The organism is Faecalimonas canis (assembly GCF_054601575.1).
Map to the genome: position 1 here is coordinate 24,275 of NZ_BAAHSI010000021.1, position 25,199 is coordinate 49,473.

24 protein-coding genes and 1 pseudogene are annotated in these 25,199 nt (G+C 36.8%); 1 reads left to right on the forward strand and 24 read right to left on the reverse strand.

Features of this window, described 5'->3' with window-relative positions; genetic code table 11:
* Positions 1–13: 13 nt before the first annotated feature.
* The 19 genes from ACYPXO_RS06420 to gpr all read right to left on the reverse strand — a co-directional run bounded on the left by ACYPXO_RS06420 (position 14) and on the right by gpr (position 19,218).
* The gene (locus ACYPXO_RS06420) at positions 14–1,048 is read right to left on the reverse strand and encodes a lysylphosphatidylglycerol synthase transmembrane domain-containing protein (RefSeq protein ID WP_459639790.1); all 1,035 of its coding nucleotides are present in this window, start codon (positions 1,046–1,048) and stop codon (positions 14–16) included.
* The gene (locus ACYPXO_RS06425; protein WP_459639791.1) at positions 1,020–1,745 is read right to left on the reverse strand and encodes a phosphatase PAP2 family protein; all 726 of its coding nucleotides are present in this window, start codon (positions 1,743–1,745) and stop codon (positions 1,020–1,022) included. Before ACYPXO_RS06425 ends, ACYPXO_RS06420 begins: the two co-directional genes overlap by 29 nt.
* 86 nt (positions 1,746–1,831) lie before the next feature.
* Positions 1,832–2,587 (reverse strand): YibE/F family protein, encoded by a 756-nt coding sequence (locus ACYPXO_RS06430; RefSeq protein ID WP_459639792.1) that lies wholly within the window; start codon positions 2,585–2,587, stop codon positions 1,832–1,834.
* A complete protein-coding gene (locus ACYPXO_RS06435; RefSeq protein ID WP_459639887.1) occupies positions 2,584–3,654 on the reverse strand; it encodes a YibE/F family protein in 1,071 nt (356 codons plus the stop codon). Before ACYPXO_RS06435 ends, ACYPXO_RS06430 begins: the two co-directional genes overlap by 4 nt.
* A gap of 75 nt (positions 3,655–3,729) precedes the next feature.
* Positions 3,730–4,158, reverse strand: a complete 429-nt coding sequence (locus tag ACYPXO_RS06440) for a PPC domain-containing DNA-binding protein (protein ID WP_459639793.1) — start codon at positions 4,156–4,158, stop codon at positions 3,730–3,732.
* Between the two features lie 160 nt (positions 4,159–4,318).
* Positions 4,319–4,585: a 30S ribosomal protein S15 gene (gene rpsO, locus ACYPXO_RS06445; RefSeq protein ID WP_009461013.1), complete on the reverse strand. Its 267-nt coding sequence runs from the start codon at positions 4,583–4,585 to the stop codon at positions 4,319–4,321.
* 125 nt (positions 4,586–4,710) lie between these two features.
* Positions 4,711–5,628: a bifunctional riboflavin kinase/FAD synthetase gene (locus tag ACYPXO_RS06450; protein WP_459639794.1), complete on the reverse strand. Its 918-nt coding sequence runs from the start codon at positions 5,626–5,628 to the stop codon at positions 4,711–4,713.
* A 2-nt stretch (positions 5,629–5,630) separates the two neighbouring features.
* Positions 5,631–6,542, reverse strand: coding sequence for a tRNA pseudouridine(55) synthase TruB (gene truB, locus ACYPXO_RS06455; protein ID WP_459639795.1), 912 nt, complete (start codon positions 6,540–6,542; stop codon positions 5,631–5,633).
* A 10-nt stretch (positions 6,543–6,552) separates the two neighbouring features.
* On the reverse strand, positions 6,553–7,500 hold the full coding sequence (locus ACYPXO_RS06460) for a DHH family phosphoesterase (RefSeq protein ID WP_459639796.1): 948 nt from the start codon (positions 7,498–7,500) through the stop codon (positions 6,553–6,555).
* A gap of 1 nt (position 7,501) precedes the next feature.
* Complete coding sequence (rbfA, locus tag ACYPXO_RS06465) at positions 7,502–7,873, reverse strand: 30S ribosome-binding factor RbfA (RefSeq protein ID WP_459639797.1); 372 nt, start codon at positions 7,871–7,873, stop codon at positions 7,502–7,504.
* A 24-nt stretch (positions 7,874–7,897) separates the two neighbouring features.
* A complete protein-coding gene (infB, locus tag ACYPXO_RS06470; RefSeq protein WP_459639798.1) occupies positions 7,898–10,366 on the reverse strand; it encodes a translation initiation factor IF-2 in 2,469 nt (822 codons plus the stop codon).
* A gap of 17 nt (positions 10,367–10,383) precedes the next feature.
* Positions 10,384–10,707 (reverse strand): L7Ae/L30e/S12e/Gadd45 family ribosomal protein, encoded by a 324-nt coding sequence (locus tag ACYPXO_RS06475; protein ID WP_459639799.1) that lies wholly within the window; start codon positions 10,705–10,707, stop codon positions 10,384–10,386.
* A complete protein-coding gene (gene rnpM, locus ACYPXO_RS06480; protein ID WP_459639888.1) occupies positions 10,694–10,948 on the reverse strand; it encodes an RNase P modulator RnpM in 255 nt (84 codons plus the stop codon). Before rnpM ends, ACYPXO_RS06475 begins: the two co-directional genes overlap by 14 nt.
* Before the next feature lie 41 nt (positions 10,949–10,989).
* Positions 10,990–12,096, reverse strand: a complete 1,107-nt coding sequence (gene nusA / locus ACYPXO_RS06485) for a transcription termination factor NusA (protein WP_459639800.1) — start codon at positions 12,094–12,096, stop codon at positions 10,990–10,992.
* A 20-nt stretch (positions 12,097–12,116) separates the two neighbouring features.
* A complete protein-coding gene (gene rimP, locus ACYPXO_RS06490; RefSeq protein ID WP_459639801.1) occupies positions 12,117–12,584 on the reverse strand; it encodes a ribosome maturation factor RimP in 468 nt (155 codons plus the stop codon).
* A gap of 150 nt (positions 12,585–12,734) precedes the next feature.
* Positions 12,735–14,975, reverse strand: a complete 2,241-nt coding sequence (locus ACYPXO_RS06495) for a DNA gyrase/topoisomerase IV subunit A (RefSeq protein WP_459639802.1) — start codon at positions 14,973–14,975, stop codon at positions 12,735–12,737.
* Between the two features lie 13 nt (positions 14,976–14,988).
* Complete coding sequence (locus tag ACYPXO_RS06500) at positions 14,989–16,911, reverse strand: DNA gyrase/topoisomerase IV subunit B (protein WP_459639803.1); 1,923 nt, start codon at positions 16,909–16,911, stop codon at positions 14,989–14,991.
* 78 nt (positions 16,912–16,989) lie between these two features.
* Positions 16,990–18,180 (reverse strand): stage II sporulation protein P, encoded by a 1,191-nt coding sequence (gene spoIIP, locus ACYPXO_RS06505; RefSeq protein ID WP_459639804.1) that lies wholly within the window; start codon positions 18,178–18,180, stop codon positions 16,990–16,992.
* 72 nt (positions 18,181–18,252) lie between these two features.
* Positions 18,253–19,218 (reverse strand): GPR endopeptidase, encoded by a 966-nt coding sequence (gene gpr, locus ACYPXO_RS06510; RefSeq protein WP_459639805.1) that lies wholly within the window; start codon positions 19,216–19,218, stop codon positions 18,253–18,255.
* Between the two features lie 181 nt (positions 19,219–19,399).
* Here gpr and rpsT point away from each other — a divergent pair, with 181 nt between their 5' ends.
* Positions 19,400–19,663 carry a 30S ribosomal protein S20 gene (rpsT, locus tag ACYPXO_RS06515; RefSeq protein ID WP_459639806.1) on the forward strand — a complete coding sequence of 88 codons (264 nt, stop codon included), beginning with the start codon at positions 19,400–19,402 and terminating at the stop codon, positions 19,661–19,663.
* Between the two features lie 369 nt (positions 19,664–20,032).
* Here rpsT and ACYPXO_RS06520 read toward each other — a convergent pair whose 3' ends face one another.
* The 5 genes and pseudogenes from ACYPXO_RS06520 to ACYPXO_RS06540 form a co-directional block, all read right to left on the reverse strand.
* Complete coding sequence (locus tag ACYPXO_RS06520) at positions 20,033–22,057, reverse strand: HelD family protein (protein WP_459639807.1); 2,025 nt, start codon at positions 22,055–22,057, stop codon at positions 20,033–20,035.
* A complete protein-coding gene (locus tag ACYPXO_RS06525) occupies positions 22,058–23,851 on the reverse strand; it encodes an ABC-F family ATP-binding cassette domain-containing protein (RefSeq protein ID WP_459639808.1) in 1,794 nt (597 codons plus the stop codon).
* 65 nt (positions 23,852–23,916) lie between these two features.
* Complete coding sequence (locus ACYPXO_RS06530) at positions 23,917–24,105, reverse strand: alanine racemase C-terminal domain-containing protein (RefSeq protein ID WP_459639809.1); 189 nt, start codon at positions 24,103–24,105, stop codon at positions 23,917–23,919.
* Positions 24,106–24,112: 7 nt separating this feature from the next.
* Positions 24,113–24,547 carry a hypothetical protein gene (locus tag ACYPXO_RS06535; RefSeq protein WP_459639810.1) on the reverse strand — a complete coding sequence of 145 codons (435 nt, stop codon included), beginning with the start codon at positions 24,545–24,547 and terminating at the stop codon, positions 24,113–24,115.
* Positions 24,540–25,115 (reverse strand): annotated as a pseudogene (locus tag ACYPXO_RS06540) (response regulator transcription factor); the annotation flags it as partial. The pseudogene ACYPXO_RS06540 and the gene ACYPXO_RS06535, both read right to left, overlap by 8 nt.
* Between the last annotated feature and the right edge of the window lie 84 nt (positions 25,116–25,199).

Consider the following 25,199-nt stretch of genomic DNA (forward strand, 5'->3'; position numbering starts at 1 on the left):
CATTCTTCCCTCTTTACTCTATCATTTCTTTTCTTTTTCCAAGTGTAAATTGTGCAACCACCGTCATAATTGCACTGATAAATAATTGTGCGTAATAACCTAATCCCCTGCTTAAAATCATTCCGGGCAACAAAAGTGCAGGACTGAATATCGGAACAAAAATAATTAAAAATAACTGTTCACTAATACCCATCCCTCCCGGAAGCGGCAACATATCCACCGCTATCGAAATAACCGCCTGTAATAAAACGATATCAACAATGGATTTGCCTGAAAGTCCAAATGCGCAATACACAAAATATGTTGTTAAAAACAGTGCGATTCTCTGCAAAAATGTAATTGCAAGCACATTTACCATGACCATCACATGACTTTTTAAATATTTTGCAGTGTCATTATATAAATCCATGGACTCTTCCAATTTTTCCATACGTTCTTCTTTTTGTTTTAGAATATGTAGTTTTTCAAGCAGACGAAGCCCTTTTTTCATCATTGCTTTCGCAAGAACAGGATGAAACACAAGAATAAGCATAAAAGTTACGCACATAACATTTAAACCTACCCCTAGATAAAATACCGGAAGTATTCCTGTTAAATATTTTTTTACAAACCCTTGCCCAACAATCAGAAGAAATACTCCGATAAGCACAAGAACCATTTTATATGTAATGGTTACAATCATTAACACTAATGTAGACACCGGTATCGGTATCTTCTCTTTTCTCATATAATAAATCTGCATCGGCTGTCCTCCGCTTGCAGACGGAGTGATACAACTGAAAAAAAATCCAACCGAAGAAAAGAGAAAACATTTCCATTTTTTCAATTTAATTGATAGGGAACGCATTAAATAATAAATAATAATGGATTCACCCCAAATAAAAAACACAACGCATACTATACCGAAAAAGATAAACTCAAACTGTGCATTTTGAATAACCTGCACTACCTTCGTAATATCTTCTCCTTTAAATACACCGTAAATGGTCAGACCGAATACAAGAAACAGAAAGATAAGATTAAATATATTCTTCTTTACATTTTTCATTCCTATTTCCCCCTGTTTTAAAAATTCTATTGGTCATCCCTTTCCAAAAACGCATATACCCTTGATAAAATCGTGTATGTCTTGCAAACCACAACGTTGCTTCAGCTATAACAACTCCTGCAATCACATCTATAATAACGTGCTGCTTTGTTGTCAAAGTAGAAATAAATACTGCAACCGCTATCAAACACGAAGTCCACTTATACCATTTGGGAATCTTTTTCTCCCCTCTTATTCCGATATAACAAAACCAACTAACCAAACAATGAATGGACGGAAACAGATTATCCGCCGCATCTATCCTGTATAACAATCGCATTCCTTCATTCCATATTCCTCCTCCGACAATATCCGGTCGGATATTTGTTGTTGGAAACAGAAGAAAAATAGAAAAACAGATAATTCTGGAAATCATATCTGCAAAAAAGAACTGATACGCCTTCTCCTCATCCTGCTTTGCCATAATAATATAGTTGACTGCCCAAAAAATATAACATCCGAAATAAATAAACAAACTTTCTGAAATAAGTGGTATTTTCTCATCTAAGCGACTCGTCAATATATGGTGATGCCAATTTCCTGCAATAATTCTTGCACCGCTATATACCATGCTGTTAAAAATAAAAGCAAAAATAAGGATAAAAAATCTATCTATCGGCATTATTTTTTCAATACAATTTTGTATTTTCTTTCTCATATGCTCCCTCACATTCGCCTAATATCTTTTTATTATAGCAAATTTTTTTCTCAGGATAAAGCAAATATCCCAATCTTAAGAAACCTTTAAACTTTTTTAGCAAGATAATGTGACGTAAAATATGCCGAAACAGGAACTATCAATAGACAGGTAATTGCTCCAAACAGCATAACAGAAAGTTCTTGAAAGAGAAATTTAGAATTCAAAATTAACTCTAAAGAGAACTTCTCACGTTTTAAATATGCGAACAGCAACAGGGATTCTCCCAAATACGCAAATAGTAATGTATTTACCGTTGTTCCGATAATTTCCTTTCCTACCTGAATTCCAGAGTGAAAAAGTTCCTTTTCCGTTAAATTCTTTTTATGAAACGCCACTTCATGTACTGCGGAGGTTACTGAAAGAGCCGTATCAATCGCAGCACCCAAAGCACTTAATATCGTGACGGAAACTGCTATCCGCATCATACTGATTTGTATATTTACATTATAATAATACATCACATCTTCCTGTATAGACTGGATTTCATTTAACCCACCGCCACTGTATTTCCAAACACAAAAATAAATACATAGTGTAACAAAAAACATTACAACAATGACTGCCATAAATGCTGATTTTGTTTTTACATTCTTCCCATTCTGCCCAAATAATGAGATACAACTGATGGCAACCGTAGCCAAAAATAAAATGAAAAACGGAGAATATCCTGCTGCCAGCAGAATAATCGTAAACGTCAATACAATAATATTTCCCGCAAGAGCCATTATGGAAGTTGCTCCCCTTTCTCCTCCTACAACAAGCATTAACACAAACAATATAATTGCTAAAATCGCTATCATAATACCGCCTCCCCTCTTCTTTTAATTTTTAACAGAGAAGCAGCCACAAAAATAGAAATTGGAATGGCAATTACAATTCCTATACTTTCTATAAGAAATCTACAGATTTCAAACGGAATATTTAATTTTGCTATAGTAAGAAATGAAATATCATTGTTCATTCGGATAAGGAACGTAGGAATAAGCCCGCAACCAAAGGTAAATAATAGTACACTAATCATCGTTCCCATAATGTCATAACCAACCTCCCTGCCGGAACGAAACAATTCTTTCCAACGGATTGAAGGACTTTTCCTTACCAGTTCTCCCAGTGTGGCTGAAATAGTTACAGTTACATCCATAATCGCTCCTAAACCTGCAAGCATCACTTCCGCCTCAAACAATTCCGACGGGTTGTCCAAACTTCCCAAATATTCCATCGCCGCATAGTCAGTTTCTCCCGCCTTGTTCATAACCAAATGAAAAAGTCCCATGATCACCGCAAGAACACAGAGTGTAGAAATTATGGACGCCAATGTTCTTCTGTTGATACCATTTAGTAAAAGAAGAGTCCCTATCGTAAACAGAAGCACCATGATATTGCAGATTTTCAACACATCTTTTCCATTTAAGAAAAAGACAAATCCCACCATATAGATGGCAATATTCACACCTACCGTAAAGATTGTCCGAAGTCCTTGCTTCTTTGTCACTATAAGCAGTAGTAAAATCATTAACCCGAGTAATGCCGCCACTCCGGTATCTCTCTTTAATCCTTTTATATTTCCCGACAGGGTATTTGCCTTTTCCCTTATCTCTACAAATACCTTGTCATATCTTTTATATTTTTGAGAAGTTACTTCAGAGGCGGCGTATTCATTTTTTAACTGTATCGATTCTTTTTTATGTTCTCCATTTAAGACGACACCTTTTAAAAACTGTCTGTAATGTACTTCCCGTCCTCCCCGAGTTCCATCCTCTCTTTCTTTTTCTTCTGTCACAACTTCCGTAATCTTCACTATGGGAGTCTTATACAGCCATACATCCAAAGAAACAAAAACCAAAACCGCAAAGTAAATAAAAAGCATCACACACACTGCTTTTCTCTCTTTTACCTTTTGTAAAATGATACTTATATGTTTTTTCACTGACACACCACCTGACTATTCATTTAAAAAAGCAAATAAATTCAGCCCTGTCTTCTCATCAAATTTTCTATCCACTCTCCCGTCAATGACCTGCACAATCATCTCACAGGTAGCACTGACTACCGCCCTGTTCAAATGACCTCCAAAAACTTCTCCATTTTCGTTTCCTGCACTCAAATGTAGATGTGTATAAAACTCATCGTTCATCGTATTAATTGTACCCGTCAAAGATACAATCTCAAAATCCCCCTGAAAACACTTCGATTTGTACTGCTTTTCTTCGGTCTTCAAAGCACCAACCGTAAAATCTCCGATTGCTCCAATCGCCTGTACACTTGCCAATTTTATATTCTCTGCCAGAGCCAGTTCTTTTACCTTCTCCAGTATCTCTTCTCCTTTATCTATTCTTACGATAATCGTATTTTTCATTCTTCTATATTCCATATTTTCATCCTCCTAAAACAATTGCCTTTTTATTTTACCACAGTAAACCAAAAAAGTCACTTATTCTCCCCTTCATTATTGCACAAAAAAAGAAGCGGTGTTCCCGCTCCTTTAAGTGTTGTGTTGTGTGTCTATATGTTTTCCAATAATTTGGTTTAGATTATTTTCTTAATCCTAATCTCTCAATTAAAGAACGATATCTTTCAATATCTGTTTTCTTTAAGTAAGCAAGTAATCCTCTTCTCTGACCTACCATTTTAAGAAGACCTCTTCTTGAGTGGTGATCTTTTGGATTTGCTTTAAAGTGTTCTGTTAATTCGTTAATTCTTGCTGTTAAAATAGCTACCTGAACTTCCGGTGAACCTGTATCTCCTTCTGTTCTGCCATATTCAGCGATGATTGCCTGTTTTTTGTCCTTTGCTATCATTGACTTAATTCCTCCTGTTTTTCTAATTTATCGCCTGACATTAAGTAAAGGTTGGAGTTTCCATTTACTGAACATCGGCTCATTTCACACTTAGGTAGTATATCACAACTTTTCCCGTATGTAAACTACTTTTTAAAGAATCCTTCTCCCTCTTTAATATCCAAACACATTTGTTCTTTGAGTTTTTCAATTGAAGAAAACTTTCTTTCCGCCCGCACAAATTTATATAATCTAATTTGAATTTCCTTGCCGTAAGCATTTCCAACATAGTCAAATAAGAATGTTTCCACCAATTTTTCTTCTTTATCAGAAACAGTTGGTTTACATCCAACGTTACTTATTCCTTTATACTCTTTGCCGTCCAACACTACACTGCTCACATACACACCATTTGGAACGAGAAGTTTTTCTTTGACGGGAATGACATTCATTGTAGGAAATCCGAGTTTTCTTCCAAGTTGCTCACCATGTTCAACCGTTCCCGTTATTGTATATGGATAACCGAGTAATTCTCTTACTTTTTCCATATTTCCTTCCCGAACTTCTTCTTTAATAAATGTACTGCTTATTTCCCGTTCTTCATACATTTCTTTTTCTATTACGATAAGTTTATACCCGTATTCCTGCTGATATTTCTCCAGCAGATAAATATCTCCCTTTTTCTGATATCCAAATCGAAAATCTGTTCCCACAACAACATACTTTGCATGGAATTTTTTCATCAGTATTTTCTCGATAAATGTTTCCGCTTCCATTGTATGAATCTGTTCCACAAACGGACATTCTATCAGGTAATCTACTTGTTTTTCCAACCGCAGACATTTCTCTTCCCGTGTCATCAGTATATGTTTTTGTTTTCCCTGCTTCTCAAAAAAAGGCATCATATCAAACGAAAACACAACGCTTTTTATCTGTTCATCCGCATATTTTTTTACCTGCTCAATCAGTTTTTGATGGCCTCTGTGTAAACCATCGAATTTTCCCAATGTAATTGCAGTATGATTTGGGCAGTTATAGTTTTCTATTCCTCTTATATACTGCATATCTATTCACCTTTATCAAAAAACATTTTGATGAGTTTAAACATTTCTCTTTCTTCATTATAGCCATAAATCCCGATAAATCTGTCTTGATTGTCATACACTCTCACAAGTTCTGCATCTGACAAATCTGATATTCTCTCCGCCTGTCTTTTGAAAAACGGATTACCATTATACACAAGAGATACATTCTTTTCTTTAACAACAACTTTCTTATACTGAGAAAACATATCATCTATAGGCACAAGAATATCTTCCAATTTTCCACCATCTTTTAACTGTGTAATCTGTTCTAGATTAAAACTCTCTTCTATGCAGAAACGACTTACTCTTGTACGGACAAGTTCCTCCATACAACCTCCACAATGTAGTTTCTGCCCTATATCATGGCACAATGTTCTTATATATGTTCCCTTTGAACAGGTTACTTCCATTTTCACTCTCGGCAAATTGATTTCTTTTATATGAATCTCATGTATCTGTACCGGTCTTGCTTTTCTCTCTACTTCTATTCCCTGCCGTGCAAGTTCATAAAGTTTCTTTCCGTTTACTTTCAACGCAGAATACATAGGCGGAATCTGTTTGTATTCTCCCACAAATCCTTCTATTGTTTCTATAACCTGCTCTTTTGTCAAATCGTCTATTGTTTTTGTTTCAAGTACACTTCCACTTGTATCCTGTGTATCCGTCACCTGTCCTAACAATAACACTGTTTCATATGTTTTATCTTTATCTGTCAGCATATCACAAAGTTTTGTTGCTTTCCCAAGACATACCGGAAGAACACCTGTCGCATCAGGGTCAAGCGTTCCTGTATGTCCTATTTTTTTCTGTCCCACAATTCCTCTCAACTTTGCAACGACATCATGGGAAGTATATCCTTTTTCTTTATATACATTTAAAACGCCATGTATCATATTTATGCTCCTAATTCTTCTGTAACTGTAATTCTATCTGTTTTGCAATATTGTTGATAACATCGCGAGCGGTTCCTTTCATCGTAAGACCCGCTGCCTTCTTATGACCACCGCCGCCAAAATAACCAGCCACTTTACTCACATCAATCTCATCATCTGAACGAAGACTGATTTTAAATTCATGTGTCTGTAATTCATACAGGAACATAGCAACACTTACTTCGCTTGTCAATCTCAACTGGCTTACGATTCCCTCCAAATCTTTTGGTGAAGCGCCGTAAAAATCCATAATCTTTTTATCAATCACGGATACAATACATTTTCCTTCCATAAATAAAACGCTTTCAAGCAACGCTCTTCCTAAAATCTGATTTTGCACATATGTTTTTTCATAATAGGTATCGTGGATAATTTTTGAATAATCAATTCCTTTTGCCATTAATCTTGACGCCACCACCATTGTTTCAGGCGATGTGCAGGAATATTGGAATACTCCCGTATCATGCACAAGTCCTAGGTAAAGACATTCTGCAATTTCCCTTGTGATTTTCTCTTCTTCCATAAGTTCAAACACCAACTCACAGGTAGAACTGGCATCCGGTTTAATATAATTATTTTTTCCAAAGGAACGATTACTTATATGATGGTCTACACATAAAGTTTCCGATGCATTTTCAAACAATGGCGCTGAAAACCCCAAACGCCCTACATCTCCACAATCAAGAGAAATAAATAAATCATATGTTTTTTCTTTTATTTCATCTGAAATTTCTTTTGTCGCCTCAATAAATCGAAAACTATTCGGGATTTCCTCCAAATAAACATCAACTTCTTTTTCCGGATACCATGTGCGGATGTACTGATACATTGCCATACAAGACCCGACACAATCTCCGTCAGGTCTTATATGTCCACCTATTGCTACAGACTTCGCTCCTGCTAAAGTTCGCTGCAACACTCTATTCACCCTCTTCTTTGATGTCTTTTGTCACATCATCAATCTTTTTCGACATTGCCACACCGTAAGCAATGGACTGGTCTAACACAAATTTGATTTCCGGCGTATTTCTCATATTCAAATTGTGTGCCAGTTCTCTTCGGATATATCCTTCAGCACTTTGCAAGCCTTTCAATGTATCCGCCTGTGCTGCTTCATCACCAAAGACACTAATATACGCCTTACAGGTTTTTAAATCAGGAGCAACTTCTACCGCAACAACTGAAGTCATTGGTGCAACACGAGGGTCTTTAATTCCACCTCGTACGATGTTGCTCAATTCCCTCTGCACTTCCATATTGACTCTTGTATTTTTAATACTGTTTTTTCTCAATTTTACTCCTCCAATCTTCAAAAATTATCTTGGAATTTCAACCATTTTATATGCTTCTACCTGATCGCCTTCTTTTACATCATTGAATTTTTCAAATACAAATCCACATTCATATCCGGCTTTTACTTCTTTTACATCGTCTTTAAATCTCTTTAAAGATGCCAACGCACCGTCAAAGATAACTACGCCGTCACGCACGACTCTAGCCGAACAATTTCGTTCAAACACACCGTCAAGTACATATGAACCTGCGATTGTACCAACTCCCGATGCTTTAAATGTCTGACGAACTTCTGCATGACCGAGTACTTTTTCTTCAAATACAGGATCCAGCATACCTTTCATTGCTGCTTCCACATCTTCAATAGCATTGTAGATTACACGATATAATCTTAAATCTACCCCTTCACGCTCTGCTATTTCTTTTGCTGTTGCATCAGGACGAACGTTAAATCCGATAATAATTGCATTTGATGCCGATGCCAGTGTAACGTCTGATTCGTTAATTGCACCTACACCACCGTGAATGATTTTAATAACAACTTCATCATTAGAAAGTTTTACTAAACTTTGTTTTACCGCTTCCACAGAACCTTGAACGTCCGCTTTAACGATAATACCAAGTTCTTTTAAATTACCTGCCTGAATCTGTGTAAATAAATCATCCAATGACATTTTAGATTTCGTTTCTTCAAGCATCTTAACTCTTCCCTGAGAAATAAATGTTTCCGCAAAATTGCGTGCTTCTTTATCATTTGCACATCCGACAAATACTTCTCCCGCATTTGGAACATCATTTAATCCGAGAATTTCTACCGGAGTAGAAGGACCAGCTTCTTTTACACGTCTTCCTTTATCGTCAATCATCGCTCTTACACGACCGTGTGCTGAACCTGCTGCAATTGCATCTCCTACACGCAATGTACCTTTCTGTACAAGAACAGTTGCAACAGAACCCTTTCCTTTATCTAATTCCGCTTCAATAACAAGACCTCTTGCCTGTCTGTTCGGATTTGCTTTTAATTCTAATACTTCCGCTGTCAAGAGAATCATTTCCATTAAATCTTCAAGGCCTTCTCCCGTTTTGGCAGACACAGGAACGAAAATTGTACTTCCACCCCAGTCTTCCGGAATCAATTCATACTCTGTTAATTCCTGTTTTACTCTTTCGATATTAGCACTTGGCTTATCAATTTTATTTACCGCTACAATAATTTCAATTCCTGCTGCTTTTGCATGGCTGATTGCTTCTACAGTCTGTGGCATTACACCGTCATCTGCTGCAACAACTAAAATAGCAATATCTGTAGATTGAGCACCGCGAAGACGCATTGCCGTAAACGCCTCATGCCCAGGAGTATCCAAAAATGTAATTCTTTCTCCGTTTACATTTGCGACATACGCACCGATATGCTGTGTAATTCCACCTGCTTCACGATCAATTACATTTGTGTTACGGATTGCATCAAGAAGAGATGTTTTTCCGTGGTCAACGTGTCCCATAACACATACAACCGGCGGACGTTTCTCCATAGTTGCTTCGTCTTCTTCGTCTTCTTTCAATAATTCTTCAATAACATCCACAACTTCTTCTTTTTCACAAAGAACTTCAAATTCCATAGCAATTTCTTCTGCTGTTTCAAAATCCACTTCCTGATTTACCGTTACGATTTGTCCCTGCATAAATAATTTCTTTACGATTGCTGAAGGCTGGATTTTCATTTTATCAGCCAATTCTTTAATCGTAAGCACTTCCGGAATCGTAATCATTGTGATTTTCTCTTCCACTTTCTGCTCTACTTTTGGCTGTGGTTTCTGTGGCTGTGGTGCCGGTTTACCTTTCTTTGTCTGTTTTACTTTTCTGTCTTCTCTGTCATCCTGACGATAATCTTTCTTTTTATAAGCATCTTTGTCCTTTGCTTTCTGACGCTGTGGCTTCTGTTCAGGAAGTACCGGTGCCGGAATAGACGGTGTGCGTTTATCATTTCTTCTGTTATCATCACGTCTGTCATCTCTTCTCTGTGAATTGTTGAAGTTCTGTCTTCCGTTCTGATTATTATTTTGTTTTCCGCCCTGATTATTATTTCTTCTCTCACCGTTTTGGTTATTATTCTGGTATCTTCCACCCTGATTATTATTCTGTCTTTTTCCCTGATTATTATTCTGTCTTTGATTATTCTGACCGTTATTCATCTGTTTTGTATTACCCTGATTATTGTTTTGATTTTGTTTATTGTTTTGTTTTGGTCTGTTACTCTGTTTACTATTCTGAGGTCTGAATACCTGCACAATATTTTTTTTCTTATGTGCATCTTCTCCCTCAGATTTTGTACTGTTTCCTGCCATCGCACCTCTTACCATCTGCACCTGCTCATCTGACAGAGAACTCATATGATTTTTAACCTCTATTTCTTTTGACTTTAAAAAGTCAAGTAATTCTTTATTTGATTTATTTAATTCTTTTGCTAATTCATATACTCTTGATTTCGACATACTTTTTACTACCTCCTCTATGCAATTATGTTATTTTCTGCTTCTAAATGCTTCATGATTTCCTTTGCAAAACCACCGTCTGTCACTGCCAGAGATGCACGAAATTCCTTTCCCATTGCATACCCTAAGGTATCTTTATTCCCGTAAAAACAGATTGGGACTTCATAAAAATCACACATATTTTTAAACTTCTTTTTTGTATTGTCGGATGCGTCATTTGCAACGACAACGAGATGTGCTTTTCCTGATTTTGTTTCCTTCTCCGTTGCAAACTCTCCGCTCACCGTTCTTCCTGCCCTTGTAGCCAGCCCGATAAGAGATAATACTTTACTCTGTTTCAAGTGTTTCCATCTCCTTTTCCAAGATCGCGTAAACTTCCTTTGGAATCGCCTGTTTGAAAGAACGCTCCAATCCTTTATTTTTAATTGCTTTTTCCAGACACTCTTTTGATTGACATAAATATGCCCCTCTGCCATTCTTCTTTCCCGTTGCATCTAATAAAAATTCATTCTCTGAAGTTTTTAAAACACGCATCATTTCTTTTTTGCTTTTCATCTCTCCGCAACCTACACATTTTCGCATAGGTATTTTCTTTACACTACTCAAATACTCACTTCCTATTTCTATTCTTCTACAATCTCTTCTGTCGCTTCAACCGTCTGTGTATTCATATAGTCTTCCGGAAGTTCTCCTGATTCAATTGCCTGTGTTTCGTTTTTGATGTCAATTTTATATCCTGTCAAACGTGCTGCAAGACGAGCATTCTGTCCTTCTTTACCGATTGCCAATGATAACTGATAATCCGGAACGATTACACTTGCTGTTTTTTCATCCGGATCTGCCATAACTGAGATAACTTTTGCCGGGCTAAGTGCGTTTTCAATTAAAATTGCCGGATTTTCACTCCAGTTAATAATATCAATTTTTTCACCGCGTAATTCATTTACAATGGCATTTACTCTTGCTCCGTTCATACCAACGCATGCTCCTACCGGATCTACGTCAGGATCATTTGACCATACGGCAATTTTAGAACGTGAACCTGCTTCTCTTGCAATACTCTTAATTTCAACTGTTCCGTCTTTTACTTCCGTAACTTCTGATTCAAATAAACGTTTTACTAATTCAGGATGTGTACGGGAAACTAAAATCTTAGGTCCTTTTGTTGTGTTTTTCACCTCAACAACATACAATTTAATTCTTTCCGTTGGTTTAAACACTTCGCCTTTTACCTGTTCATTTTCTGTAAGCATTGCGTCTGCTTTTCCCAAATTAATACTTACATTTTTGCCTACATAACGTTGTACGATACCCGTGACAATGTCTTTTTCTTTTTCAAAATACTGGTCATAAACTACTTTTCTTTCTTCCTCACGGATTTTCTGTAAAATAAGATTTTTTGCATTCTGTGTTGCAATACGTCCAAATTCTTTTGATTCTACAGGAATCTGTACAATATCTCCAAGTTCAAATTTACTGTCAATCATTTTTGCGTTAGCAAGGCTGATTTCCATCACATCATCTTCCACTTCTTCTACAACTGTCTTTTCTGCAAACACAGAGTAGTCGCAAGTTTCTCGATCCATAATCACTTTGATATTATCCGCTTTTCCAAAATGGTTTTTGCAGGCATTAATTAATGAGTTCTCAATTGCATCCAATAATGTTTCTTTGCTAATGTCTTTCTCCTGTTCAAGAATAGTCAATGCTTCTAATAATTCTGTATTCATTTCTTTATTTCCTCCCTGTTTTAAAAATCAAATGCCAGACGAATTAAGGCAATGTCATTTCTCTCAAATGTTCTTTCTGTACCGTCTTCCATCTCAATTGTCACCGTATCTTTATCATATCCTTTTAAAATTCCGATAAATTCTTTCTGTCGGTCAATAGCACGATATGTTCTGACCTCAACTTCTTCCCCCATACTTCTTACAAAGTCCTTTTCCTTTTTTAAAGGTCTTCCCAAGCCCGGAGAACTCACCTCGAAAATATACGTATCTTCAATATAATCTTTCTCATCAAGAATATCTGAAAATGCCCTGCTTACCACTTCGCAGTCATCCACAGCAATCCCACCCGGTTTATCCATATATGCTCGAAGATACCATGTACCACCTTCCTTTACATACTCTACGTCCACCAGTTCAAATCCGTGTTCTTCCACAATTGGCAATAAAAGTTCTTCTGTCTTCTGTTCATATACTTCTCTCTTTGACACGTTCAACCTTCCTTTCTCTTCAAACAATCCCATATTGTATACGCTGCAACAAAGAAGAGTGAACGTTGCGTTCACTCTTCTGTCGATTTCCTATGTAACTAATTTATAGTATAACACCGGTTTCATATAAAAGCAAGGGGATATTTTGAACTATCCTCTTGTCTTCGTTCCTATTCCATCTCTTTTTGCAAGTTTCAATCGGTTCAATGTAACTTCTTTCTCTTTATAAGGAACTTTCACTTCCGTTCCTTCTTCAAAAAGATGTACTTTCTCCAAAATATCTTTTTTCTGCAATTTAATTCCTCGAACCCCAATTGCCCCCTTTTTCTTCTCGGCAACTTCTTCCGCCAAGAAACGAAGGAAATATCCACCTTCTGTCTGTAAGACAATATTTTGGTTATCATTTACAGGCTGTACAACTGCCAGTTCATCTTCTTCCTGTAGTTTTGTTGCAGTAATCGTCCTTTTTGCTACAATAAATTCCGAACCGTCAACCTGCTTAATCATCCCGTATTTTGTCGCAAACAACATTTTTCCCATACGGAATTGTTCCTCATCACAGATGTAAATGATATTTTCTTCTGCACTGTTATAGTTACTCAGATTATCTACAGGCGTACCCTTGTCCCTGAATTTTCCAAAAGGAATATCAAGCACTTTTACCTGATGCATTTTGCCTGTATTGGTAAACAGACAAATTTTGCCTGTATTTTTGCAGAAAATAATATATTTATTCTCACTGTCCGCCGATTCCTTATTCCTTTCATAAGTTGCCCTATCTATCGTTCTCGTATATCCGAAACGGTCCATAAGAACAACAACGTCCTGCTCTTCCACCTTCTTTTCTTCGTAAACCGCTTCCTCCGCATTTTCAATTACCGTACGACGTTTTCTTCCATATGTCTTCTTATAATAATCTAACTCTTCCATAATAACTTCCGCCATGGAATCATAATTATTTAAAATATCTTCATAACGGGAAATATTTTTCAATGTTTCCTCATGCTCCTTCTGTAATGCCTCAATCTCAAGTCCGATAAGTTTATACAGACGCATTTCCAAAATTGCTGTTGCCTGACGCTCCGTAAATCTTAGCATGGAAGCCATTTTTTTGGAAATATTAGACTTAAATGAAATATTATCCGTAACACCGTTTGTCAGACAGGCTTTTACATCTTTAATAGATTTACTTCCCCTTAAAATTTCAATAATCAAATCAATGACATCACACGCTTTAATTAAGCCTTCCTGAATTTCTTTCTTGTCTAATTCTTTTCCCAAAAGATTTTTATATTTTCTTGTAGTAAGTTCAAATTGAAAATCAACATGATGTTCAATAATTTTTTTCAAGCCCATCGTTTCCGGTTTGCCGTCTGCAACTGCAAGCATATTTACACCGAAGGTGTCTTCCAATCGTGTTTTTTTGTAGAGCATATTTTTCAAATTTTCTACATCCGTATCTTTTTTTAACTCTAAGACAATTCGGATACCTTCTTTTGAAGATTGATTGGAAATATCTGTAATATCACTTGTCTTTTTCGTTTCCACAAGAGATGCTACATCATTTAAAAATTTTCCGATTCCCGCACCAATCATTGTATATGGAATTTCTGAAATAACGAGTTTCTTTTTCCCTCCTCGTCCTTCTTCCACTTCTACTTTACCGCGCAGTTTTATTTTTCCCGTACCCGTTTCATAAATAGAAAGCAAATCATCTTTATTAACAACAATTGCACCTGTTGGAAAATCCGGTCCTTTTACATATTTCATCAACTGTTTTGTCGTGATTTCATTATTTTTCATATATGCTTTTACCGCATCTACAACTTCTCCCAAATTATGTGTCGGAATGCTTGTCGCCATACCAACTGCAATTCCTTCAGCTCCGTTTAATAAAAGGTTTGGGACACGGACCGGTAATACTTCCGGTTCTTTTTCCGTTTCGTCAAAGTTTGGGACAAAATCTACGATATCCTTATCCAAATCAGAAAGATATGCCTCCTGTGTCAGACGGGCAAGTCTTGCCTCTGTATAACGCATGGCAGCCGCACCATCCCCCTCAATCGAACCGAAGTTTCCGTGCCCGTCAATAAGCGCCATACCCTTTTTAAAATCCTGTGCCATGACAACTAACGCTTCATAAATAGAACTATCGCCATGTGGATGATATTTTCCCATCGTATCTCCTACGATACGTGCCGATTTACGATACGGCTTGTCATATTTTATTCCTAATTCATACATATCGTACAACGTTCTTCTCTGAACCGGTTTCAAACCGTCCCTTACATCAGGAAGAGCTCTAGCAACAATAACACTCATCGCATAATCTATGTATGATTTTTTCATTACTTCTGAATATTCAGTTCTTATCAGTTGTGACTCCTGCATATCTGTATTCTCCTTATATATCTAATTCCGCTTCCGTTGCATTTTCATAAATAAACGCACGCCTTGGCGGCACTTCCGTTCCCATAAGCATTTCCGTTACGCTGGACGCCATTCTCGCATCTTCAATTTCAATTAACTTCAACATTCTTGTTTCAGGATTTAACGTCGTATCCCACAACTGCTCTGCGTCCATTTCTCCAAGACCTTTATATCTTTGTAACGTGTATGCTCCCTTTTGACGTTTTCTGTATTTCTCCAACGCTTTATCATCATAAAGGTACTCTTCCTCACCTTTTTTTGTTACCGCTTTATAGAGAGGCGGCATGGCAATATATACATGACCCTCGAAAATCAATTCCGGCATAAAACGATAAAATAGTGTTAATAGTAATGTAGAAATATGTGCTCCGTCCACATCGGCATCAGCCATAATAACAATTTTGTCATATCGCAATTTAGAAATATCAAAATCGTTCCCGTATCCTTCAGAAAATCCGCAGCCGAAGGCATTAATCATAGTCTTAATCTCTGCATTTGCCAGTACTTTATCAATACTAGCCTTCTCCACATTTAAAATCTTACCTCGAATCGGCAGAATTGCCTGAAACTGACGGTTTCTAGCCGTTTTTGCCGACCCTCCCGCAGAGTCCCCCTCGACGATAAAAATTTCACATTTACTTGCATCTCTGCTCTCGCAGTTTGCCAGTTTTCCATTGCTGTCAAATGAATATTTCTGCTTTGTCAGAAGATTTGTCTTAGCCTTTTCTTCGCTCTTTCTGATTTTTGCCGCCTTTTCCGCACAGGAAAGCACCTTTTTCAATGTGTCCAAATTTTTGTCAAAAAAGCGGGTAATCTCATCATTTGTCACTTTACTTGTTGCTTTTCCCGCATCCTGATTATCCAATTTCGTTTTCGTCTGCCCTTCAAATCTAGGGTCAGGATGTTTTATGGATACGATCGCAGTCATACCGTTTCGTATATCCGCTCCCGTGAAGTTTGTATCCTTTTCTTTCAGCACACCTATTTCTCTCGCATATTGATTCATTACCATTGTAAACGTAGACTTAAATCCTGTCAGATGTGTTCCGCCTTCTGCATTATAAATATTGTTACAAAATCCAAGTACATTTTCATGAAATTCATTTACATACTGAAAAGCCACTTCCACTTCTATTCCATCCGCTTCCCCTTTAAAATATACCGGTTCATGCACAATTTCTTTTTTCTTGTTCAAATCTGCTATAAATCCAAGTATTCCGTCCGGTTCATGATATTCGATATGCTCTGTCTTATCCCCACGCTTATCTTCAAAAACAATCGTAAGTGTAGGATTCAAATATGCCGTTTCATGCAATCTGCTTTTAATCTCCTCCGCTTTAAACCTCGTCTTTTCAAATATAGTGTCATCAGGAAGGAAATTTACGGTTGTTCCTGTTTTCTTTGTCTTGGAAACAATCGGCAGAAGCCCGTTTTCCAATTCAATTGTAGGAATACCTCTCTCATAATGGTCATGATGAACCGCTCCGTCCCTACTTATCTTTACATCCATATAGGTGGAAAGTGCGTTTACGACAGAAGACCCCACACCGTGCAGCCCCCCGCTTGTCTTATAAGCGGAATCATCAAATTTCCCTCCTGCATGAAGCGTTGTGTAGACAATACGTGCCGCAGATACACCTTTTTGGTGCATTCCAACCGGAACTCCTCGTCCGTTATCACTAACGGTAGCCGAGCCGTCCTTTTCCAAAGTTACTTCTATACGATTGCAAAATCCCGCCAAATGTTCATCTACTGCATTATCTACAATTTCATATACTAAATGATTCAACCCTTTTGTAGATACACTTCCAATATACATCCCCGGTCTTACACGAACGGCTTCCAATCCTTCCAGTATTGAGATGCTGTCTGCATCATATGTATTTTTCTTCGCCATTTATCCGCATTCCTTTCCTAATTACTTTCTGCTCATCAGAGTAAAAATCGCCAAATTATCATTAGTGTATCACAAAATTCATGCCCCTACAACCGCATTTAAAATTTCCGCAAGATAATCCATCGCATTCATTATTTCCGCCACTGTGTTCGTCTGTGCTCCGCCTTCTACTAAAAGCGTCTTGGGTTTCATATGCATATTGTATCGGTATCCTTTCAAATAGATATTTCTCGTCAAGCCGGGATACCTTTTTTCTGCTTCCAACTTCATCTGTAGCGACAAAGCAAGATTATCCTGAATGTATGGATTTTGCAAAACAGTCAGTTTTCCATTTGTTCTTGTTCTGCTCATTCCGTTAAAAAACATTAATTTTGCCGTAGGTTTTCCGTTAATTTCTGTCACAAGACGGGTATCCTTTCCTACACCGTCACGATGTAAATCAATTACCATCTCGATACTCGGATTATCATTTAAAATCTTTTGAATATTTCCTTTTGCCCGCTCATATGCCTGTGTTCTATCTACTTTTCCGTTTTTCATATCGTAAATTCCTTCGTGATGCAACGTTTCAATACCATATTTTTCATTTAGCAATTTCGACAAATATCTTCCAACACCCACAATGGTTGTATTAACATCACCAGGAACAGAATCTACAAAAGCCTCCTGCGAGTGTGTATGATAAAGTAAAATTTTAGGTCCATTTTTACTTCTATCCAGTTTCATATTTTTACTTAATAATTTCTCTGCCTGTAAATCTTCCGGATTCACAAACGTTGAACTGTCCACCGTGTAAAAATGACTTCTCAAATATTCAAAATCCTTTAATTTCTCTACGGACAAATCCACCTTGCTTTTATTTACCGGCTTCGTTTCCTGTTTTGCCTCCTGCTGCACAGATTTATCTTCTTTTCCGATTAAATTACCATTCACATCTACCTCGTTTTCATCTGCCGCCTGCTTCGCCAAAATCATTTCATATGTCATCTCATCTTCTACAGCCGTTTCACATGCAGACTTCCCATTTATGTAACTGCCAAGAGGCAGCATTTCCAGCGCCTGATTGGCAATCCATTCCTGTAAATCTTTTTCTTCCCGATTTGCGTAAGTCAGGTTACTCATAAACGTGCTTTCTGCCTTTTTCTGTAATGCTTCGTTCATTTCCCCTTTTAAATCGTCAACAATCCGGATGCTTCCATTATATAAAATATAGCTCCCAAGACACAGTATTATCCCCTGTGTTAATATTTTTACCGTTCTCTTTCTCACCCGCAGTTTTCCCTCCCGCCTTTCAAACTCTATTCAAATATTTACCATTATATGAAAAACAGACATATTTTATTACGCCTGTCCATTGGAAAACAAAACATTAAGCGCCTCAGAAATCGTATAACTAATTCGTTTTATCGTATCATCAATATCTTTCGGCGTCACAAACATACCGTTTAAATGTGGAGAAATCAGTTCTCTTATCAACTCATATTTTTCTGCCGCATTATACCCCTGCAAAACAAGACCTACTCCCTTTAACATTTCTGAACTTTCCAATGCCGCCAAAAAATTCTCCATCGTATCATTAACAATAGTTGCCGCATCCACAACAGTAGGCACACCGATAGCAATCACCGGAACACCCAACGTTTCCTCCGTAATCCCTCTTCTATGGTTACCGACCCCTGAACCGGGATGTATCCCCGTATCCGCTATCTGTATTGTCCTATTCAATCTTTTCGTGCTTCGTGCCGCCAGAGCATCTATCGCAATAAGAAAATCAGGTTTTGTTTCCTTTACGATACCATTTACAATCTCCACTGTTTCCATCCCCGTCTGTCCCATTACTCCCGGAACAATAGCGCTCACCATATTGATGTTCTTTTCTCCCATCGCGTATTTGCCATATTCTTTAATAATATGTCGTGTAACCACAAGATTATCTGCAACATATGGTCCTAATGCATCAGGCGTCACTTCCCTATTTCCAAGACCAATAACAAGCACATCGTATTCCTTCTTTTTCTCCTTTATTAATCCTTGAACAATTTTCGCCAATTCTTCAGAAATCTCTCTGTGATAATCTTCATCGGGAACTATCAAATTCGGGGCTTCTAATGTAATATATGTTCCCACTGGTTTTCCCATTGTTTTTGCTCCGTTTTCTGTTTCAATAATCACTTTTGTTACTTTAATTTCTCTCTCTTCATCATATTCTTCTTCCAGTACAACTCCCTGCACTTCCACGTTATCCGACTCAAATCTCTCTTTCTCTTCCAAAGCCAAATCCGTTCTTATGCTATACTTTTCAATCATTTTATACCTCTTTCTTTATAATTTTCCCTTTTGTTCATATGTTTTACATTTTTTTCAGAAATATGTATTGACAAGCACAGTTAATTAGCCTACAATGAATGAGTATGTTTCATTAGAACGTTCCGTGTCCGGCTCTAATGAAAGGATAAATGAAAATTCACATAATTTGGAGGTGTTCAGATTGGCTAACATTAAATCTGCTAAAAAAAGAATTTTAGTAAGCGAAACTAGAGCGGCTAGAAATAAAGCAATTAAATCTAAAGTTAAAACTTGCGTGAAAAAAGTTGAGGCTGCTGTTACTGCTAACGATAAAGCGGTTGCTGCTGAAGCATTAAGAGTTGCTATCGTTGAAATTAACAAAGCAGCAAGCAAAGGTGTTTATCACAAAAACACTGCAGCAAGAAAAGTTTCTCGTTTAACAAAAGCAGTTAACGGGATTGCTTAATCAATTAATATGATAAATTTAAAACAACCACACCGTCAGTGGTTGTTTTTTTATTGTTTTGGGATGTAGGAACTTGATTTGGGGACGTAGTAAACTTCAAAAATACACTGTCCCGAATTGTATTCCACCGTATCCCAAATTTCTAAATACCCTGTCCCTTTTTACAACTAAATGAAAAAAACCTTTAAAATCGCCAGTTTCGCTAAATCATATTAAATTCTATTTGGGTTTTTCAAAAAACCAAATAAAAATAACGTATTTATGGGATTTTAAGGGGATTTAAAAATTATTTTTTTATTTCCTTTCAAAAAGGGACAGGGAAAAACTAAAAACGGGACGTAGTGAATTTAAAATTCACTACGTCCCGTTTCACATTTCCACCACATAAAGTTCATGTAATGCTCTTGTCGCACAAATATATTTTCCCTGTCGACCCTTTTCTTCATTCCATTTAGAAGAAACACCAAATACACAGTCAAATTCCAAGCCTTTTGCCATATAAAACGTTGTGACAGTTATTCCTTTTTGAAAATGCATACTGTCCCTATCCAAATAAGAAGCCTGTATATTTTTTTCTGTCAAAATTCGATAAAACTCTAATGCCTCTTTTTCTGTCATCGTAATAATAGCCATTGTTTCGTATTTTTCCTGCACTTCTTCTATTTTCTGAACAATAAAATTTACAGACTCTTCTTTATCAAGTTTTCGCTCTTCCACTTTTTTGCCATGGCGTTCAAATAGTTCCATCTCTGTATTTACCGAAATAGCATTTGCATATCGGGCAATCTCCACTGTATTTCGATAACTTTTATTCATAACAATTTTTCGTATATCTTTACCTAATATTTTCGGCAAAAAAGTCAGCACATCTCTTTCTGTCGTATCAATCGTCTGTGCTTTGTCACCCAAAATAGTCATTTTACACGAAAACAGATATGATAAAATTGTATATTGTAAATAAGAATAATCCTGCATTTCATCAATCACCAAGTGTTTTATCTGTTTATGTGTTTTTCCGCCTTCCAAGCGATATTTTAAATATAACATAGGAAATACATCTTCATATTGTAATTTCCTCTTTTCATATGGTACATCGGGAAGAAGCGGATACCCCATTTCTTCTAAAAACCAATTATAAATTTTATAAATATCTCTCGTGACATACATTTTCATAAATTTACTTGAAAGGTATTCTTTCTCATCTTCCGATAAATCTCTTCCCCTCAAAGTTTCCCATGAATCTACAAAATATTCCATCACTTCACCCATACGGGATAAAAGTGGCATCTCCTGAAATTTATTATAAAACAAGTCAATAATTTCCTGTTCGGTAAAACTCAGCCCCTTAAATTCTACATCTGTAAAATCCATCAATTCGTCTTCTAACTGTGCCAAAAATCCCTCTGCCATACCCACAAATTCCTCAGACTGTTTTACTCTGTATCTTTCCTCCTGCTCTCCATCATCTTTACACAACTGTCGTTCTATCTGATGATACCTGTCCTCACAGTCCAAAACGATATCATGAAGTTCCCGATAGGCAAATAAATCAAAACTCATTTCCTGTATATTTTCCTCATTAAGTTCAGGTAAAATATGGGAAATATAATCAGCAAAAACACCGTTCGGAGATAAAATCAATACATTTGCTGAACGAAGATTTTTTCTATCATGGTAAAGAAGATAGGCGATTCGGTGTAATGCTACGGAAGTTTTTCCACTTCCTGCCACCCCCTGAATAACAAGTATTTTATCCTTCGTGTTTCGGATAATTTCATTTTGTTCTTTCTGAATGGTTCGTACAATATTTTTCAACTGTACATCCCCATTACTTCCTAACTCCTGTTTTAAAATGTCATCGTCTATTTTCATATCGCTTTCAAAACCATACACCATTTTTCCGTTTTTGATTTTATACTGCCATTTTGCGAGAATTTCCCCTTCTAATATACCCGCAGGTGCTTCATAAGAAGCGTCCCCTTTATCGTAATCATAAAAAAGACTGCTTACCGGCGCTCTCCAATCATAAATCAACGGCGTTTTTCCTGCACTTTCCGCAAAATTCCCAATACCAATATAGAAAATCTCAGGCTCTTCTTCATCTTCATACCGAAAATCCACCCTCGCAAAAAATGGAGATTCTTTCATTTTTTCAAATCTGTATTTTAACTGAAGTTTCTCCTGATTGGCATCTGCCTGCCGAAAAAGAGCTTGCTGATTATCATAGTTTTCATAACCGTATTCATCCATTTCGGTATAATTTTCCCAGTAATATGTGTGCATATTTTCGATTTCTTTCTGTCCTTTTTCAATACCTTCTTCTAACTGCCTAATACGAGTATCTAATTTTTCTGTAATTTCCTTTAAAAAAACTGCTCCGTCTAACTTTTCCAATTAATTTTTCTGCTCCTTTATCTTTTCCGCCAAATCATTCAGATAAACCCAGCGCTCCATTTTCTCTTCCAACAACATCTCTTTCTCTTCTTTCTCCTTTGTAAGTTCAGAAAGTTTTACTGAATTTGTCGCATTTTTCATCATGTCGCTGTCTAGCCGCTCAAGTTCTTCCTCTAATTTAGCAATATCATCATCTATCGTTTCATATTCTCGCTGTTCTTTATACGAAAATTTTAATTTTTTCTCTTGATTTTGTTTCCAATCATTTTTTGCAGATACTTTTTTCTCTTTTTCCTCAGTTTCTTCTACCATCCTCTTTTTCTTTGCTTCAATATAGTCTGTGTAACCGCCCTCATACTGCTGTAAATGTCCGTTTCCGTCAAATTCAAAAATACGGTCAACTACATTATCGAGAAAATATCTGTCATGTGAAACTGTAATAACAATTCCCTGAAAAGAGTTAAGATAATCTTCCAAAATCGTCATTGTCGGAATATCTATATCATTATTTGCCTCATCAAAAATAAGTACATTTGGCGCTGCCTGCAAAATACCGAGAAGATACAGTCTTTTTTTCTCTCCTCCCGACAATTTTTCAATCGGTGCATATTGCATATCCGGTGTAAATAAGAAACGCTCCAACATTTGTGACGCCGTAATTCTTCCCTCTCTTGTAGGAATGTATTCGGCAATATCCTTCACATAATCAATGACTTTTTGCTTTGTATCCATATTCGGTACTTCCTGCGCAAAATAACCTATTTTAATGGTTTCTCCTATTTCCACTTCTCCTTTATCCGCTTCTACTACCCCTGCAATGATTTTGAGAAGCGTAGACTTTCCACAACCATTCGGTCCTACAATACCGATATTTTGATTTTTCAAGGCAATATAACTAAAATCATCAATCAGTTTTTTATCGCCATAACTTTTACTTATATGATGCAATTCTACTGTCTTTTTACCCATTCGTGTTTCCACTGAATCAATTTGAGCAACCTGCTCCTGTGTTGGCGCTTTTTTACCTTTCAACACTTCCAATCGTTCTAATCTTGCCCTCTGCTTCGTTGTTCTCGCTCTGCATCCTCTCTTTGCCCACTCTAATTCCATACGGAGAACACTCTGTCTTTTTCTTTCCGAGGCAATTTCCATTTCTTCTCTCTGTGCTTTTAATTCCAAAAACTGTGAATAGTTCGCTTCATAACCGTACAATTTCCCTCTGCTGATTTCTAAAATTTTATTTGTCACCTTATCTAAAAAATATCTGTCGTGGGTTACCATAATGACAACACCTTTATATTTTTGTAGATAATCTTCCAACCACTCAATCATCTCACTGTCCAAGTGATTTGTAGGCTCATCAAGTAGCAGTACATCAAATGAAGACGTCAACTTCTTTGCAAGAGCAATCCTTTTCTTTTGTCCGCCGGAAAGGTGTTCTATTTTTTGCTCAAAATCTGTAATTCCCAATTTTGTCAATGCACTTTTTACTTCACTTTTCGCTGTCCAATCATTTTCTCCGATACCTTCATTTACATAGGAAAGTACAGTCGCATCTTTCGGAAATGTAGGAGATTGCGGTAAATACGCTATACGGATACCGTTCTGCTTTATAATCTGACCTTCATCTGCTTCTTCCTCTCCCGCAATCAGTTTGAGCAAAGTTGTTTTTCCGGTTCCGTTAATTCCGATTACACCTATTTTCTCGCCCTCCTGTATACCATAAGAAACATCATCAAAAATAACCTTTTCCCCAAATATTTTACTAATATGTTCTATATTTAATATATTCATGTATACTAACTCCTATTTTCATTTATCGTAGACTATTTATTATAACATAAAAAATCCCGCTATGTTTACCATAACAGGATTTTTCTTTCTAATCTTTCTCCTAATCTGCTGAAAATTTCATTCGCTATCGTTCCCGATTTCTCCGCCATATCAAGAACTGTCAGTGCTTCTTCTCCCTCGCCTCCGATAAAAGTAACCGTATCTTGTGCCTGCACATTTTCTACATCCGTCACATCAAGAAGAAGCTGATTCATACAGATTTTAAACGATTAAATCATTTTTCCGTTGCTCCGCCTCTTTTGCCAGTCTTTCATTTTTCTCCATTGTAATACGAATATGATTTAACTGTTTTTCTGCACCCTTTAGTACAGGAGGAAATTCAATAAGTTCACCATTCTTCTTATATATCCCTTTAGTTGCTTCCAACACCCGCAACAAATATACAAAAGGTTTTCTCACAAAGAAATTTCCTACTAAAATCGCTCCTGAAAGTATGGATAGATTTACAATCAATTCAATATTATACTCCAAAGATTTACCTATTAAGTATAGCAAATCTTCCTCCTGCCATATGAATTGCCCAAACCACCATCTTCCTAATCCGTATCCAAGAAAAACGATACACGGACAAAGCAAAATAATATCTACCAATTTCAATATGTAGTTCCTGTAAATTTTCTTAACTTCTTTATTCAACTTTATACCCCACTCCCCACACTGTTTTTACAAATTTCGGTTTTCTCGGTGGTTCGTGCAGTTTCTCTCGCAATCTTCCGATGTGAGCCATTACCGTATTATTGCTGTCATAATATTTTTCGCCCCACACCTCTTCAAATAATTCTTCGGAAGAAACAACCTTGCCCCTATTGTCACACAAATACCACAAAACAAAAAATTCTATCGGCGTCAACTCTATTTTTTCACCAAACAGAGTACATTCATGGGTTGTCTTATTAATAGCTAAGCCACGAATATCATACTCTTCTTTTTCTTCAATGACTGTTTCCACCTGATTATACTTCGTATATCTTCTCAACTGCGTTTTAACCCGTGCCAGCACTTCCAACGGATTGAAAGGTTTCAAAATATAATCGTCCGCACCTAATGTTAAGCCCAGTATTTTATCTGCGTCCTCCACCTTTGCCGTCAGCATAATAACCGGATAAAAATATTTCTCCCTTATTTTCTGACAAATGGTAAATCCGTCTATATCGGGAAGCATTACATCTAAAATTGCCAAATCCAGTTTTGTTGTTTTGATACAATCCATTGTCTCCTAATAATTCCTTTTTAGAATAGTATACAAAAAGACTCTGCACAAACAAAATATTTCTGCAAAGCCTTTCCC